Consider the following 14,599-nt stretch of genomic DNA (forward strand, 5'->3'; position numbering starts at 1 on the left):
TAGGTGTAGGGAAGAAAGTAAAAAGGCAGATAAATAAAACCTGCCTTTTTATAATTGTTAACGAGAATATAACTCGATTACTAAATGCACTTCTGCTTCAAAAGGATATGGGACATCAGAAAGAGCAGGAACTCTTAAATATTTACCGGTTAATGAAGGTACATCAAATGATAAATACCCCGGTGTTGTTTGACCTTGTTTTGAAACGGATTCTTGGATAAGCGGTATTTGTTTTACGGATTCTTTAACTTCTATAACATCGCCTGCCTTTAGTCGTATGCTTGCGATATCGGCTTTCTTACCGTTTAATTTAATATGTCCGTGTGAAACTAACTGTCGTGCAGCAAAAATAGTTGGAGCTATATTCATTCTATAAACTACCGTATCAAGTCTACTTTCAAGTAACCCAATGAAATTTTCACCGGTATTACCTTTCATTTTTTGAGCAAGTGCAAAAATATTTCTAAATTGTTTTTCAGTGACACGACCGTAGTGGCATTTCAATCTTTGCTTAGCTTTTAAATGTAACCCATAATCTGAAGTTTTAATCATGGTATTCTGCCCATGTTGCCCGGGACGATAATTTCGTGTATTGAAAGCATCCTTGCTATCACCCCATAGACTTACTCCAAGTCTTCTACTAGCTTTATATTTAGAACGAACAATTTTTGTCACTGATAATATCCTTAACTTATTATTTATTATTTGAATTACAAAAAAATATATACATTTCTTGCCTCAAAGTCAATCATTGATTTTTAACCTAAAACTTTTTATATTTAATTAAAAAATATTTCATATGAGTTCCTTAGTAAGACCAATCAATTTAGGTAAAATCAATCATTCACAAAGTACTGTTAAAGACTATATTTTACTTATGAAACCGCGTGTAATGTCACTTGTGATTTTTACGGGTTTTGTAGGTATGTGGCTTGCTCCTTATTCCGTGCATCCGTTTATTGCTGGTATTGCAGTTGTTTGCATAGCGCTTGGGGCAGGTAGTGCAGGGGCAATTAATATGTGGTACGATAGAGACATCGATAGCTTAATGAAACGTACCCAAAAAAGACCGATAGTAAGAGGAGTTATAGAATCTGATGAAGCTTTATCTTTTGGTTTGATAACGGGATTTTTTGCAGTATTTTTTATGGCTTTATGTGTTAATCTACTTGCATCCTTTTTACTGCTATTCACTATTTTTTATTATATCTGTATTTATACTATTTGGTTAAAGCGTCGTTCTATACAAAATATCGTTATTGGCGGAGTATCGGGAGCATTACCTCCTGTGATAGGTTATGCAGCGGTAAGCAATACTATATCTCTAGAGTCGATTATATTATTTTTGATTATTTTTATTTGGACGCCGCCGCATTCATGGGCTCTTGCTTTATTCTGTAACGATGACTATAAAAACTGTAAAGTACCGATGATGCCTGCAGTAAAGGGGACTGTATATACTAAAAAACAAATTCTAATTTACAGTATTCTTTTATTTATTGTTTCGCTAATGCCTTTTTTTATTGGAATGAATAATTTTATATATTTAATAATTTCTGGTATCCTTGGGGTAGTATTTCTATATTATGCCGGTTCTTTATTCTATGACACCCCTGATAACAAACAAGCTAAACGATTTTTTGCCTATTCTATATTTTACTTGTTTTTTATATTTTTACTTTTGTACTCAACTAACACTATGTCCACTATTAGCTGAGAGATAATAGTGTTGGGTTACTTTTATAGAAGCTAAAATTGAAATCCAACGTGAAGAAACATATCATAAGTGTATTTTCATGCAAGTGATTTTTTATTTATAACTGTAATTTTTAAATTTTATGCTTTTGTTTCGTAATTTTGATAAGTAGGAAGAGTTAGAATATATATCGTATTTTATTCCATGGGAGCAACCTGTCATGCAACACACTCCATCGTTGGATAAAACTACTCTTAATACCGGCTTTATAACGTACCGCCTTGCCTCCATATTCGCTTACTTTATTTTCCTGTATAATTTGGTTGCCAAATTAAAGCTTCACTCTCTAATCTATTTAAGGCAATATTTCTTTCATGCTGCTTATCGTTATGCGTTAAAAATATGCATTCCGCTTTTATAAACGGTTTATATTGGTTGTGTATGTATTGAGCTAAATCTTCAAATAACTTTGCATATTCGGTAAGCCAGCCTTCATAAGCAATAATAGGAGCAAAGTTTAGATGAACTTCGTAACCTGCTTCAATAAAAATATTCACCGCTTTTATTCTCTCGATAATTGGACTCGTTTTTGGCTCTAATATCTCACTCATTCTTGTCGGTATCAAACTAAATCTAATCCTTATTTTGTTTTCAGGATTAAAATTAAGTAATTTAGGATTGACATATTTAGTAGCAAAAGTGGCTTTAGCACGTGGATCTTCTTTAAAGAAATTAAATATCTTTAACCAATTAGTGTGTTTCCAATGCAAACTTACATCGGTAGAACAACCTATATCATATGTCCAATATTTAGAATCTGTTTGATTGGAAATTTTAGTCGGTAAGTTTGCTATATGTTTATCCAATACGTCAAGTATTTGATCTATATTTTCATTGATATATAATGTCTCATAGTTATGATGCATAACATAACAATAACTATTTCTACAACCTCCGGCGCAGCCATACATGAAGTTAGGAGTTATGTAATCAGCTGATCTTCCATTAGGACGTACGTGCAAAGTTTTCGTATTTTGTACTATTTTCTTAATCATACGATTTTAAATTAAAGTTTATTTAAACTACTTACTTAGCTTTACAAACTTCAGATTTATTTACTTACGTTGAAATTGTAGTTATAAATTATTAATTACAAATATATCATAAGTTATGGAAAAACCAAGCTATCTAAATTTTGATAATAAAAGTTATAAATGGAAAAATGATATTGAGTATCGTAAATGCCCGGAAAGCTATAGAGTAGGTAAAGGGGAGCAAGGAGTATGCATTTGTCAACCATATAAAAATGAAAATTTGCCTTATTGGAAGTTTAAAACTTCTGAAATTGCTAAAGAAAGTAGTGAAAAAATATCTCGATCTTCATAACAGATATCCAATATCAAGAAGAAAAACACAATCTACGAAAATGCGTTTAAACTGATCCTGAAGAAATTTTATTGAAACTTATGATAAGACTGAAAAATATAACAATAGAGAAGCTGAAATTTTTCATAGTTTAAGTTCTATTTTAATGGAAAAACAACAAGATAATGCGATTAAATCATTAAAGAAAGCTATTGAACTAGATCCAAGTAAAGTATACTATCACGAAGAGTTTTTTAATAAATTACATAAAATAAATCCGGAGGAAGCACTCGCTTCTATCAAAAGAGCTATAGGGTTAAATCCAAATAAAAAATCATTATATGAAGACCTTATTATTGTGTTGAAAAAGGTAAATTATGATGGAGAAGTAGCAAAAATTACTAAAGTAATTCAAGATTTCCCTAAAAACATACCTAATTTGGTATTAGGTACTGAGGAAACAAAGGATTTGTATCCAATTAGGTTTGGCACAGGAGTAACTGTATCAAAACGTGGGTATTTATGAGTTTTGCACTGTCATCTAGTTGCTTGCTAACTAAGTCTAGAAAAAATAACTTCAACATTGTTACTACACTATATTATATGTTTTGCTGGATGATGACATAGAGAGGAATAATAAGTCACACAACACCCGTGACGGTCACATTAAAACAGTTTCTTCAATCCTTTTTGTAGAAGCTTATTCGCAGGATCTGCTTGTTGGTTTTCCTGCGGAGGGTTGTTTTGTTCCTCTGTATTTGTATCCTTTTTCTTTCTGAGACCCAAAGCATCTTTAATAATATTTTCAGGTTTCTTCTCTCCGCTTTTTAAGTCTTTAATAACGCTATTAAATACGTTTTTAACTAAATATGTTTGAAAGGCTTGAACGTCTAATTTATGCTGCGGATTATTTATGAATCCGTATAATTTAACGGCTATAGGCGGTAAATCCGCAATAGTAACGCTTGCACTAATATCCATCATATATTGTGGTAAGTTAATTTGACCGCTTGCATTTGTTGTGGCAGGTGAAGCATCTAAACTACATTCATTTAAATTAAGCTTGCCTTGCGTTATATTTCCTCTGGCAATTAAATTTTTGAACGATGTGGATCCGCCACTAAAGGAGCTGTTAATCAGTCGCAATACTCCTTCGGTATTTTTAGCATTATTTACCGCATCTGCGATTCGGTTTAAATCAAATCCGCTTATTTCCCCGTTATCGCTATTTACGTTAAATTGTCCATTTAGATTATTAACATATGTATAAACGCTATTACCGCGAGAAGTAAGATCGGCTTTAAAGCTTAGTCGCCCATCAGTTATTTTTATTTTATCCGATTGCGGAGTGAAACTTTTGAGATAGGCATTTTTTAAATCGATTTTAATTGCAGCGTTTTGATCTTTAGCTGAACTCACATAACCGGTGCTACTTAGTTCGCCACCGTAAATGCTTGCATTAACTGAAGTAATATTCAGCGTGCCGCCGGTGATATTTAATTTTGCTTTTAAATTATTTATGATTAATGAGTCGTTAGTTAATTTATCAATATTTGCGGATAATTGCCCTTCAATTTCATTTAAAAACCCTAAATTAATAGGATTATTTGACCAAGGAGAATTATTTTTAGCTGTAGGTATGTTTTGAGTAGCAGGACTATTAGTTTTATTTGGAGCAGGAGTAGGACTATTACTTGTAAGAATTTTATCCAAATTCACTAACGGACTATATAAGTTAAGATTAAAATTGGGCTTCTGAGTTTCTAAATTAATATCTCCTTTAATAGATATATTAGTATTAAAAGCGGATATTTTATTATTAATATGGAAAGTATCTTTAATTTTTTGCACTCCTCCGTTTAACTGCAATACTCCAATCTGACTTAAATTACTTACTCCCATAAGAGACATAAACGACTCAAAATTATTAATTTTTAGATTGTGCGAAATAGTTATATCTTGTGCTAAATTTTTAAGCTCAATATCTCCCGTTAGATTACTATTTGCAGCCGATAAATTAATATTTTGTAATTTTATTGCTTGAGCATTACTAATTACATTAGAAGTAAGTATAAGTTTTTGGTTAATAATAGACGGTAATTTATCGGTCTTTAGTTTTAGAGCATCAAGTATAGGTTTTAAACTATCAGCTTGTAGCATAATATTTGTCTTATCTAAATTAGAGCTAATCTCGGTTATAATGTTACCGGGATTGATAATAATATTTGATTTCAGGTTATTACGCTCTATATCATAATTTGCATTTGCTAGTAATTCTATATTTGGATAATTAAGTCTAGCATCTTTAATAGCTATATTTTTACTATCGGCAGTAATTGCCGTAGTTAGCTCGTAGTCATTTTGTAAATCAGCAGGCATACCTAAAGTTTTAGTATTACCTTTAATATTTGTGTTACCTATGAACGAATTATTTTCGCTATCAAATTTTCCTTCGATTGTAATTTTTTCACCGGCAAGATTAATATTGGCACTTAACGGAATTATTTTACCGATTTCTTCAATATTGCCGTCTATATTAATTTGCTGTTCCAAAGCCTTTAAAGCTAAAGTCAAATCTATAGGACCTTTAAGGCTTTTAATTTTAGCCTCTAAGTTAATATCGTTAAATATTTTCTCACTGTTTTTTTCTATATATATTACTTTGCCGTCTATAATTTTAAAATGACTAATCAAAATAGGAAGTGCTAATTCAGTTTTAGTATCGGTAGATTCTACAGAGCTAAGTTCATTTGTTTTGGATGCATTATTAGGTGTAGAAAATTGCCAATTTTTTTGCCCATTACTTAAAACTTCTAGATTTATAATCGGTTTTTGCAGTTCTATAGAAGCTACTTCAATTGCTCCTCTAAAAAGAGGAAAAAGTCGCAATGACGCTTTAGCACCTTCAACGGAAACTAGATGAGGTTCTTTTGTACCGTTTATTGATGATAATTTAATTTCTGATAGTGATATTGCGGGATTCGGTAGTAAAGATAATTTTATGTCGCCGTTAATAGTTAAATCTCTATTTGTAGCCTCTTTAACTTTATCTATTACTATTCCTTTATAATTATTTAAAGGAATAAAGAAAGGAATAACAATTAATAATAATATTATACTTATAAATATAATAAGTGAGTATTTTAAAGTTTTAGGCATAGAGCTTAACCTTCTATTTATATACATATATTAATTATAGTATTTAAGGATTAATTGTCAATTTTATATAATTTACTCAATTAAGGATTAAAATAATTATATTCTATGTCATTCCCACGAGGCGTTGTTGCGTGGACCGGTAAAACCCACTGTGTCACCCCGTGGTTTGACCACGGGGGCCATAAAAACAATAAATACTAATAAATTTAGTATTTTTAAATGGATCCCGTGGCACGCCACGGGATGAAACAGAGGTGAATAAGAATCGTAGGGTACTATAAAGAAATTGAAAACTACGGTAAATTATTCAAGCTTCTCTTTGATAATTTAAAATCACATAATCTTTAGTTATAATAGGAAAAAATTCTTTATTGAAAGGTAATAATTCGGTTGTTTGATCTGAAAATTCTATTTCAATTATGTCACCGGCACCAAAGTTAAGAATATTTTTAATTTTGCCTATTTCTTTATGATCTTGGTTTAATACCGGTAAATGAGTTAAATCCGCTATATAAAATTCATCTTCTTCTAGTTCCGGTAAACTTGCTCTTAAGCAAAATATTTTATAACCTTTTAAATGTTCAGCTTCATTTCGAGTAGCTATATCATTAAATGTACAAATTAATTCTCCTTTGGCATTTTGGCTAATTAGCTTAATATGTATATTTGCTCCTGACTCATTTACTAAATTTCTTTCAAGTATTTTTGTAGCAGGGTCGGTAAAAGATTTTAACATTACATGACCTTTAATTCCATGACATGATTTTATTACACCGACTAAAATTAAATTTTCTAAAGAATTCATTAATTTGCCTTTAAATTTTGATAATTATATATAATAATATATTTAAACACTTTTTTACAGACATGATAAAAAAAATAGCTGCCGGCGTCATAATTTGTTTTTCATTATTGTTATTTATAATGTTTGGTGCATTATCGTTTGTTAACTATAATTCGGTTACTAATAATTTTACCAGTCATTTAGGAATTGCGAAAGAAAATATCGGAAAAATAAAGATGCATAAATTTCCTTTGTCCTATTTAGTTATTGAGACGATACGAGAAGAAGGAAAGTTAGATTTAGAGCAGATTAAAATTCATTTTTCGTTGTGGTCGCTTATAAAATTTAATCCTAAAATTAATAAAATAGATATATTAGATGCTAAATTTTATTCACATTCTAATGTATTAAATATTTATAATCATGAAGAGTTAATAAAGAATTTCTTTAAATATAAATTACAAAATATAAATCTAAATGTTACTAATCTAAGTATTATTAATAAACAAGATTATTCTATTTTAAATTTTAATAATTGTATATTAAAAAAAGAAAATGCTTTATCGTCTAATTACATATTTAAAACTACAAGTAACTACATAGGTAAAATTTCAGGTTCAATTAATAAACGTGACGATATAGTAGATTTTAGTCTTAATATTGATAATAATGATTATGGTTTTAAGTTATCGCAAATTTACAAAGATTCTAAGCTTACTAGCGGTAGTGGTGAATATCAGATTAAAAATTTAGCATCGGTAATGTATAATATATTACCGGATTTAAACCATCTTTTTAATAAATTTAATCAACATGAGGCAGTAAACGTTAAATTTAATATTTCAAATAATGAAGATGCAATAGAACTAAAAGACATAGTAATAGCATCATCTTTTATTATTGGTCATGGATTTGTTAACATTGCTAAAAATGATAATATTACTACTAATGTAAAACTAGATTTTCCTAAAATAGATTTAAGTTCGTTAATTTCTCCAAATGCAGAGGGAACATTTAATACTTCTTCTTCAAATATTAGATTTATTTTTGCCAATAAATTACTTAAAGCAGACGTGGCAATTAACGAAATAATTTTAAGTAATAATGAAGAACTAAAAAAAATAGTCTTTTCTTCTAACTTATCAAAGGGTACTTTAAAGATAAATGAATTTTCAGGTAATATTAAATCAGGTGGAGAATTTAAGCTGACAGGTAATGTAACACAGAATGCCGTTAGAAGTATGTTCGATGGACAGCTATATTTAAAGCACAACGATATAAATTCGTTACTGAATATTTTAGGATTTAACGACGTTACTATTAAAGAAGCTATTCCTTTTAGCTTGTCATCGGATTTAAAACTCACTTTAATAGATTTATTTTTTAAAAATTTATTACTCAAAACAGATCATTTAAATTTATCAGGAAATTTTTCTAGTAAATTTATTGCTCAAACACCTCGTTTAGACGCTACGCTTAATATATCTTCGCTTGACTTAAGCAGTAGAACGTATCCAATAATTTCGCCGCTTATCGAATTTACAAAAAATTTAACTAAAGATATGAAAGCTCTAGATTATCCAAGTAAATTCATCCCTATTAGAACAATAGGATATTTAGCTAATTTAGATATTCTGATAGATAGCGTTAAGTATAACGATCATGTATTTGACAAAATGAATTTGCTTGCTAAAATCGTACCAGCTAATATAAAAATTAGTAATTTAGATTTTAAAACTGCTAACAGCTATTTATCAACTAGCTGGAACTTAGATGCATCGAGTGTATTACCGTCTTTGACCGTAGAAATTAAGGACGGTAATCTTACTACTGATTTATTATCACCGGCAGGAATGCTGAATTTAAGAAATAAATTAATAAATGATTATAGTTTAGATAAAGCTACCTTACAAGTTTCCGGTACATTGTCGACATTATTACAAAATGATTTAATATTGAAAAATGTTAAATTTTATGTAGCAAATAATAATAATTTATTACAATTTAATAATATTGAAGCAGAATTATTAGGTGGTAAGCTTCAAGGTAACGGCAATATTTTATTAGAACCTTATGCTATAAATTTCGTATATGCTTTAAATACAATAGATTTAAACAAAGTTTCAGCTCTTATGCCTAAAATCTTTACTGCAAGTGGCGGAAAAATAAGTATAAGCGGTAGTTTAGGAACTAACGGTAACACTCTTCAAAGCCAGCTATATAACCTTACTACAAAATCACAATTTGCTATAAACAATATAGATGTTAATAATTTTGCAATTGATGCTTTTATAGAAAAAATTGATACAGCTGATTATAAGGTACAAAATTTAGATAAAGATATAAATAGTGCTATAACCACAGGCCAAGAAAATATTAGAGGTATAAGCGGTGATATTGAACTACAAAAAGGTATTGCCCTTTTAAAGAAAGTAAAATTTGCAACACAATATAGTAGCGGTGCGGCCTCTTTTGCAGTTAATATATATAATTTTGATATGGATGCATCTAGTATTTTATCATTTTACGTGCCGGCAAGGCTTGTTAAGTTAAATACCTCAAATACAAGTTCTGATAAAGATAGCTTGGCACATCTTAATATAAAAATGCAAGGGAGTATTTTTGCTCCTAAGAAAACTTTTGATAGTAGTGAGCTAAAAAAATTACTTATACCCCAAACAACTGAAGACACAATTACTACAGATAACCATTAAAAATAAAAATAAATGACTAATACTAAAACTTTAGAAGCAAATATTAGCTTTGAAGAAGCTTTAAAAGAGCTTGAGGAAATTGTTAAAAAAATAGATAACGGACAAGAGAGTCTAGAGACGGCAGTTAATAGCTTTGAAAGAGGTATTTTACTTAAGAATCATTGTGAGAAAAAACTAAAAGAAGCTCGGTTAAAAATTGAAAAAATTACTAAACTTGCTGATTCTACAGTGGTCTTAGAAGAGATGGAAGTGTAGTGTTGACATAAAGCATACATTGTACTAATATCATAAGATGACAAAGAAATGTAATTATAGCTTTTCTGCTGAAAAAAATTATAAGTTAATAAGTGAGCGCAAGGTAAGTTTTGAAGAAATAATATCAGTTATAGAAAGTAATTGTTTATTGGATATAATAGAACATCCAAATCCTAATAAATATTCAGAGCAAAAAATGTATATAGTTAAATTTAATGAATACGCCTATTTAGTGCCTTTTATTAGTGAAGTTGATAGAACAATTTTTTTAAAGACTATTATTCCACGTCACAAAGCTACTCAGGAATATCTAAAAATAGGAAAAGTAATGAGAAATAAAGAGAATATATCAAATATAATACTAGATGCTGAAGAAAACGCATTGCTGGAGTCTTTTGAAAATGATGAATGGCAAAGAATTAAAAATTTTGAACAAGAGAAACATATATCACAAGTGGCAGCAGCGAATTATTTAAAAAAAGATACTCGAATAAATATTCGTATTTCTAGTAGTGATTTAATGAGAATAAAACAAAAAGCTGCTTATGAGGGATTACCTTATCAAACTCTTATTTCTAGTATATTACATAAATATTCAGCAGGACATGGTTAATAATACCTATGTAATCATATAATTGACTTTATCTATACCGTTCCTAATATTGTTTTGATGAGTTTTTGTGTTGGATGTTTATATTTAACAAAATACATTATTCCTAATAATTTTCAAAAAGAAGAGCTTGGAAGTCTTGGTGGGTTTTTATCAGGTGTAGTCGGTAGTATGTATGCGGTATCAACCGGTTTTGTATTAATTTATTTACTCGGTAATTTTAATAAAGCACAAGAAGGGGTGGCAGCAGAATCTATAGTGTTGATGAGGCTTGCAGATAGTGTAGGTTGCCTTCCATGCCTACAATTTATCTAGATATTAAAAATTATACCAAAGGTGTAATGCGGCGTGAATGGCAATTAATGAAAGACTGCAAGCAAATCGGTCATGAAGTTCTTAGTTTCCTCCAAGATATTAATAAGAGACTAAAAGCTGATAAAGCACGCGAGCAAATGCAGCTATTGACTAAGCAGGTAAATCATTGAAGAGATAAAAGAGCTTTATACAGTAAGGTATAAAAGGATTAAAATGTCCTATTTTTCCTTAAATATTCAATATTGGATAGTTGTATGTATAATGACTGCTATTAATTTAATTTTTGTCTGTATGCTTGGCACCAAGCTTTATTTACATAAGATTTCGGTTGGTTTAGTTTGTATCACTTCATCATCAATGCTTTTGTTATTATTTATATTAGACAAACCTTTTCGAGGTCCTTTTGCCGTAAATCAATATGACCTTATTAAGGCTGTACATTATATTGAGAGATTAAATTAGTGATATCTGTAACAACATAACGCCATAATTTATCCGTGCCTTTAGTAATACCTATACGAGCAGTAGTAGAGTAGGGTAGCTTTAAGCCGATATCGCCGACAAAAAATTCGTTGTTATTTATGAGATCGCATTTATTATGAGAAATATTAATTCCTAAATATTTGCATAATTTACCCGGACCGTTGAGGTATAGATTTTCAGGCGAAATAACATGTACGCCTCTTATTAAGGTCGCAGCAGGGAAGCCTTTAGCTTCGGTTACGAAATTTAAACAATAATACATTCCGTAAATTAAATAGACATAGCTAAAGCCTGCAGGACCAAACATTATATCCGTTCTTTTTGTCCGCCCTCTTGCTGCATGGCAAGCAGGATCATTCTGCCCTATATAGCTTTCAGTTTCAGTAATGATAGCTGTTTTACCTTGGAAATAAAGAGTTTTACCGATTAACTCAGTGCTTACTACATTAGTATCTCTTGCAAAAAATTCACGAGGTAAAGGGATTAGTTTATTCATGTTTTTGAAAAAAAATATTTAAATTCTTATTCCATTTTGTAGGAGTGAAGTTAGTAATTTCATATTCAGATATATTATTTATATAAAAAGGATCTTCTCTTAATATATCTTTAAGCTGACTTAGTTTTTCTATATTAGCTAAAATAATACCGCCAATTCTTGGATGTATAGGACCTAATAAAATGTCCTTTATCATAACATGTATCTAAACATTTTCTATGTTGCGTAATAAATTTTCAATAGAAGAAAGATCTAAGCCTAAGGTATATTTAAGGTTTACAATAAACATAATTTATATTTTTTTATTAAGTGGTTTAGAATTTTTTATAGAGATTGGAACTGTATCATATCCGCCGTCGCAAAACGGTTGACATTTGATGATTCTTTTAAAGGTAAACCACAAGCCTTTTATGCTGCCGTGCATTGATATAGCTTCTTTGGCATATTCAGAACAAGTGGGGTGAAACCGGCAATTATTGCCAAGTAGTGGAGAAATGAAATATTGATAAAATCTAAGTAATAATAATAAGATTCTAGTCATTTTGAAGCTTGTCTATTATTTGCCCCATTTTTTCTTGAGTTAGATCTTCATAATAATCGTCATTAATCTGTACGACCGGAGCGTTAACGCATGCTCCCAAACATTCTATCTCGCTTAAAGTAAATTTTTGATCTTCAGTAGTTTCTTTGAGTTTTACACCTAATTTCTTTTCGCAAATTTTCATTATATCATCACTACCACTCAGCCAGCAAGGAGTGGTAGTACATACTTGGATATGATATTTACCAACTCGCTTTAAGTTAAACATAGTATAAAATGTTGCAACCTCATAAGCCCGTATATAAGGCATTGCTAACATATTTGCTACATATTCGATAGCAGGAACAGGTAGCCAGCCGCCGTTTTGACGTTGTGCTAGATCAAGCAGCGGAAGTATTGCACTTCTTTTTCCATGCGGTGGATATTTTTTTATAATCTCTTCTGCTAGATTTAAATTTTTCTTATCAAATGTAAAATTTGTAATTTTTGTATTCATATATTTTTAGTATGGTATAGTTTTATGTCATTTCTGCGCAAGCAGGAATCCGTAGAACTATTTAATTAAATCTGTCCATTCAGGATTAGTTTTTTCTATCAGTTCTATTTTCCAACTACGTTGCCATTTTTTCAAGTTTTTTTCTTGTAAGTGCTTCTTGAATATCAGTAAATTCTTCTGTATAAACAAGCTTTATAATATTATATTTTGAGGTAAAACCTTTATTATTTTTTGTTTATGTTCATAAGCACGACTTATTATATTATTAGTAATACCAATATATAAAGTACCATGCTTATTAGAGCATAATATATATACCCAATATATTTTTTGTTTTGTAGTTTTATTTTATGGATTCCTGTTTTCGCAGGAATGACAGAGCAACGCAAGTACAAGCCCACGGCATGACAAATATATTACCTATCTATCTCACCAAATACTATATCAAGCGTGGCAATAATAGTAATAACATCTGCCATTAAATGACCTTTAGACATAAAATCTAGTCCTTGCAAATGAGCAAAGCCGGGTGCTTTAATACGACATCTATAAGGTCTATTACCTCCTCGCGAGTATAAATATACACCAAATTCGCCTTTAGGGGCTTCTACGGCTTTATAGGTCTCACCGGCTGGGACGTCATATCCTTCTGTATAGAGCTTAAAATGATGAATCATTGCTTCCATAGATTCTTTCATTTTGGCTCTTGTCGGTGGTGTTAATTTAGGATCATCGGTTTTAATTGCACCTTTCGGCATTTTTTCTATACATTGCTTGATTATCTTGATTGATTCGTACATTTCAAGCATACGAACGAAATATCTGTCGTAACAATCACCGTTTTTGCCGATTGGTACTTTAAAGTCCATTTCATCGTAAACGTCATAAGGGTTTGACTTGCGTAAATCCCAAGCTATACCCGAACCTCTAAGCATTGGTCCTGAAAACCCCCAGTCCATTGCCTCTTTTTGAGACACAACGCCGATATCTACTAAACGTTGTTTCCATAATCTATTTTCATTTAGTAGACTTTCAATATCGTGAAGTTTAGGAGGAAACTGTTCTATAAACTTATCTATATCCTCAAGTAAACCTTCGGGTAAATCTGCTACAACCCCGCCCGGTCTAAAGTAGTTTGAATGCATACGAGAGCCGGAAACATGCTCGTAAAATTCCATGATCTTTTCTCGCTCTTCAAAGAGCCATAATAAAGGAGTAGTAGCACCGATATCTAAAGCTTGGCTGCCAATATTCAAAGTATGGTTCAAAATTCTTGTTAGCTCTGAGAATAGTACCCTGATAAACTGAGCTCTTCGTGGGACTTCGCATTCTAATAACGACTCAACAGCTAAAGCAAATGCATGTTCCTGACACATCGGTGCAACATAATCAAGACGATCAAAATATGGTATAGCCTGCAAATATGTTTTATGCTCAATAAGCTTTTCCGTACCACGATGAAGTAACCCAATATGAGGGTCGGCATTATTTACTACTTCCCCGTCCATCTCAAGGATTAACCTTAAAACTCCGTGAGTTGCCGGATGCTGTGGACCAAGGTTTAGAGTTATAGTTTTGGTGTTGTTAGTCATAGTATTTTTCCTACTGTCACCTAGTTCGCTTGACCACGGGGTCCAGTCTTTTGTATTTTTTCTGGATCCCGCGATCAAGTCACAGGATTACAT

Annotated in this window: 15 protein-coding genes and 2 pseudogenes; 7 read left to right on the forward strand and 10 right to left on the reverse strand. The window is 30.8% G+C overall.

What is annotated here, in order from left to right:
* Positions 1-57: 57 nt before the first annotated feature.
* A complete protein-coding gene (gene rpsD, locus RSA_RS02375) occupies positions 58-675 on the reverse strand; it encodes a 30S ribosomal protein S4 (RefSeq protein WP_010977111.1) in 618 nt (205 codons plus the stop codon).
* Between the two features lie 124 nt (positions 676-799).
* Between rpsD and cyoE the strand changes: the two genes are divergently transcribed.
* A complete protein-coding gene (cyoE, locus tag RSA_RS02380) occupies positions 800-1,717 on the forward strand; it encodes a heme o synthase (RefSeq protein WP_014364611.1) in 918 nt (305 codons plus the stop codon).
* 281 nt (positions 1,718-1,998) lie between these two features.
* On the opposite strand, the gene RSA_RS02385 is transcribed toward cyoE, so the two are convergent.
* Positions 1,999-2,751: an SPL family radical SAM protein gene (locus RSA_RS02385; RefSeq protein ID WP_014364612.1), complete on the reverse strand. Its 753-nt coding sequence runs from the start codon at positions 2,749-2,751 to the stop codon at positions 1,999-2,001.
* 115 nt (positions 2,752-2,866) lie between these two features.
* Here RSA_RS02385 and RSA_RS02390 point away from each other — a divergent pair, with 115 nt between their 5' ends.
* Positions 2,867-3,082 (forward strand): DUF4385 family protein, encoded by a 216-nt coding sequence (locus tag RSA_RS02390; protein ID WP_012150673.1) that lies wholly within the window; start codon positions 2,867-2,869, stop codon positions 3,080-3,082.
* Positions 3,083-3,227: 145 nt separating this feature from the next.
* The gene (locus RSA_RS02395; RefSeq protein WP_014364613.1) at positions 3,228-3,587 is read left to right on the forward strand and encodes a tetratricopeptide repeat protein; all 360 of its coding nucleotides are present in this window, start codon (positions 3,228-3,230) and stop codon (positions 3,585-3,587) included.
* A 140-nt stretch (positions 3,588-3,727) separates the two neighbouring features.
* Here the strand turns inward: RSA_RS02395 and RSA_RS02400 are convergent, their stop codons facing one another.
* Positions 3,728-6,220: an AsmA family protein gene (locus RSA_RS02400; RefSeq protein ID WP_014364614.1), complete on the reverse strand. Its 2,493-nt coding sequence runs from the start codon at positions 6,218-6,220 to the stop codon at positions 3,728-3,730.
* 307 nt (positions 6,221-6,527) lie between these two features.
* Positions 6,528-7,025, reverse strand: coding sequence for a ribosome maturation factor RimM (rimM, locus tag RSA_RS02405; protein ID WP_012150676.1), 498 nt, complete (start codon positions 7,023-7,025; stop codon positions 6,528-6,530).
* A gap of 62 nt (positions 7,026-7,087) precedes the next feature.
* On the opposite strand from rimM, the gene RSA_RS02410 reads away from it, so the two are divergent.
* From RSA_RS02410 to RSA_RS10220, 4 genes and pseudogenes are all read left to right on the forward strand, one after another.
* Positions 7,088-9,718: an AsmA-like C-terminal region-containing protein gene (locus RSA_RS02410; protein ID WP_014363040.1), complete on the forward strand. Its 2,631-nt coding sequence runs from the start codon at positions 7,088-7,090 to the stop codon at positions 9,716-9,718.
* 12 nt (positions 9,719-9,730) lie between these two features.
* Positions 9,731-9,973, forward strand: coding sequence for an exodeoxyribonuclease VII small subunit (locus RSA_RS02415; RefSeq protein ID WP_004996011.1), 243 nt, complete (start codon positions 9,731-9,733; stop codon positions 9,971-9,973).
* A 37-nt stretch (positions 9,974-10,010) separates the two neighbouring features.
* Entirely contained in the window at positions 10,011-10,586 is a 576-nt protein-coding gene (locus RSA_RS08850) for a hypothetical protein (RefSeq protein ID WP_014364616.1), read from the forward strand.
* A 57-nt stretch (positions 10,587-10,643) separates the two neighbouring features.
* Positions 10,644-11,360 (forward strand): annotated as a pseudogene (locus RSA_RS10220) (hypothetical protein).
* Here the strand turns inward: RSA_RS10220 and RSA_RS02435 are convergent.
* From RSA_RS02435 to nuoD, 6 genes and pseudogenes are all read right to left on the reverse strand, one after another.
* Positions 11,326-11,877, reverse strand: coding sequence for a DNA-3-methyladenine glycosylase (locus RSA_RS02435; RefSeq protein ID WP_012150679.1), 552 nt, complete (start codon positions 11,875-11,877; stop codon positions 11,326-11,328). The pseudogene RSA_RS10220 and the gene RSA_RS02435 sit on opposite strands and share 35 nt — an antisense overlap.
* Entirely contained in the window at positions 11,870-12,073 is a 204-nt protein-coding gene (locus RSA_RS02440; RefSeq protein WP_014364617.1) for a hypothetical protein, read from the reverse strand. The genes RSA_RS02435 and RSA_RS02440 overlap by 8 nt, the downstream gene beginning before the upstream one ends.
* 96 nt (positions 12,074-12,169) lie before the next feature.
* The gene (yidD, locus tag RSA_RS07330; RefSeq protein ID WP_012262333.1) at positions 12,170-12,418 is read right to left on the reverse strand and encodes a membrane protein insertion efficiency factor YidD; all 249 of its coding nucleotides are present in this window, start codon (positions 12,416-12,418) and stop codon (positions 12,170-12,172) included.
* Positions 12,411-12,914 carry an NADH-quinone oxidoreductase subunit NuoE gene (gene nuoE, locus RSA_RS02445; protein ID WP_014364618.1) on the reverse strand — a complete coding sequence of 168 codons (504 nt, stop codon included), beginning with the start codon at positions 12,912-12,914 and terminating at the stop codon, positions 12,411-12,413. The genes yidD and nuoE overlap by 8 nt, the downstream gene beginning before the upstream one ends.
* A gap of 57 nt (positions 12,915-12,971) precedes the next feature.
* A pseudogene (locus tag RSA_RS07335) lies at positions 12,972-13,241 on the reverse strand (GIY-YIG nuclease family protein).
* Positions 13,242-13,330: 89 nt separating this feature from the next.
* The gene (nuoD, locus tag RSA_RS02450; protein WP_014364619.1) at positions 13,331-14,506 is read right to left on the reverse strand and encodes an NADH dehydrogenase (quinone) subunit D; all 1,176 of its coding nucleotides are present in this window, start codon (positions 14,504-14,506) and stop codon (positions 13,331-13,333) included.
* Positions 14,507-14,599 lie beyond the last annotated feature (93 nt).

It is taken from the genome of Rickettsia philipii str. 364D (genome assembly GCF_000283995.1).
Taxonomy (GTDB): domain Bacteria; phylum Pseudomonadota; class Alphaproteobacteria; order Rickettsiales; family Rickettsiaceae; genus Rickettsia; species Rickettsia rickettsii.

What these genes read in the sequence shown, in the direction of transcription:
- nuoD (WP_014364619.1), bottom strand. Translation starts at nt 14,506, where the DNA reads ATGACTAACAACACCAAAACTATAACTCTAAACCTTGGTCCACAGCAT.
- RSA_RS02440 (WP_014364617.1), bottom strand. Translation starts at nt 12,073, where the DNA reads ATGATAAAGGACATTTTATTAGGTCCTATACATCCAAGAATTGGCGGT.
- RSA_RS02390 (WP_012150673.1), top strand. Translation starts at nt 2,867, where the DNA reads ATGGAAAAACCAAGCTATCTAAATTTTGATAATAAAAGTTATAAATGG.
- RSA_RS02435 (WP_012150679.1), bottom strand. Translation starts at nt 11,877, where the DNA reads ATGAATAAACTAATCCCTTTACCTCGTGAATTTTTTGCAAGAGATACT.
- nuoE (WP_014364618.1), bottom strand. Translation starts at nt 12,914, where the DNA reads ATGAATACAAAAATTACAAATTTTACATTTGATAAGAAAAATTTAAAT.
- RSA_RS08850 (WP_014364616.1), top strand. Translation starts at nt 10,011, where the DNA reads ATGACAAAGAAATGTAATTATAGCTTTTCTGCTGAAAAAAATTATAAG.
- RSA_RS02400 (WP_014364614.1), bottom strand. Translation starts at nt 6,220, where the DNA reads ATGCCTAAAACTTTAAAATACTCACTTATTATATTTATAAGTATAATA.
- RSA_RS02395 (WP_014364613.1), top strand. Translation starts at nt 3,228, where the DNA reads ATGGAAAAACAACAAGATAATGCGATTAAATCATTAAAGAAAGCTATT.
- yidD (WP_012262333.1), bottom strand. Translation starts at nt 12,418, where the DNA reads ATGACTAGAATCTTATTATTATTACTTAGATTTTATCAATATTTCATT.
- cyoE (WP_014364611.1), top strand. Translation starts at nt 800, where the DNA reads ATGAGTTCCTTAGTAAGACCAATCAATTTAGGTAAAATCAATCATTCA.
- rimM (WP_012150676.1), bottom strand. Translation starts at nt 7,025, where the DNA reads ATGAATTCTTTAGAAAATTTAATTTTAGTCGGTGTAATAAAATCATGT.
- RSA_RS02410 (WP_014363040.1), top strand. Translation starts at nt 7,088, where the DNA reads ATGATAAAAAAAATAGCTGCCGGCGTCATAATTTGTTTTTCATTATTG.
- RSA_RS02385 (WP_014364612.1), bottom strand. Translation starts at nt 2,751, where the DNA reads ATGATTAAGAAAATAGTACAAAATACGAAAACTTTGCACGTACGTCCT.
- RSA_RS02415 (WP_004996011.1), top strand. Translation starts at nt 9,731, where the DNA reads ATGACTAATACTAAAACTTTAGAAGCAAATATTAGCTTTGAAGAAGCT.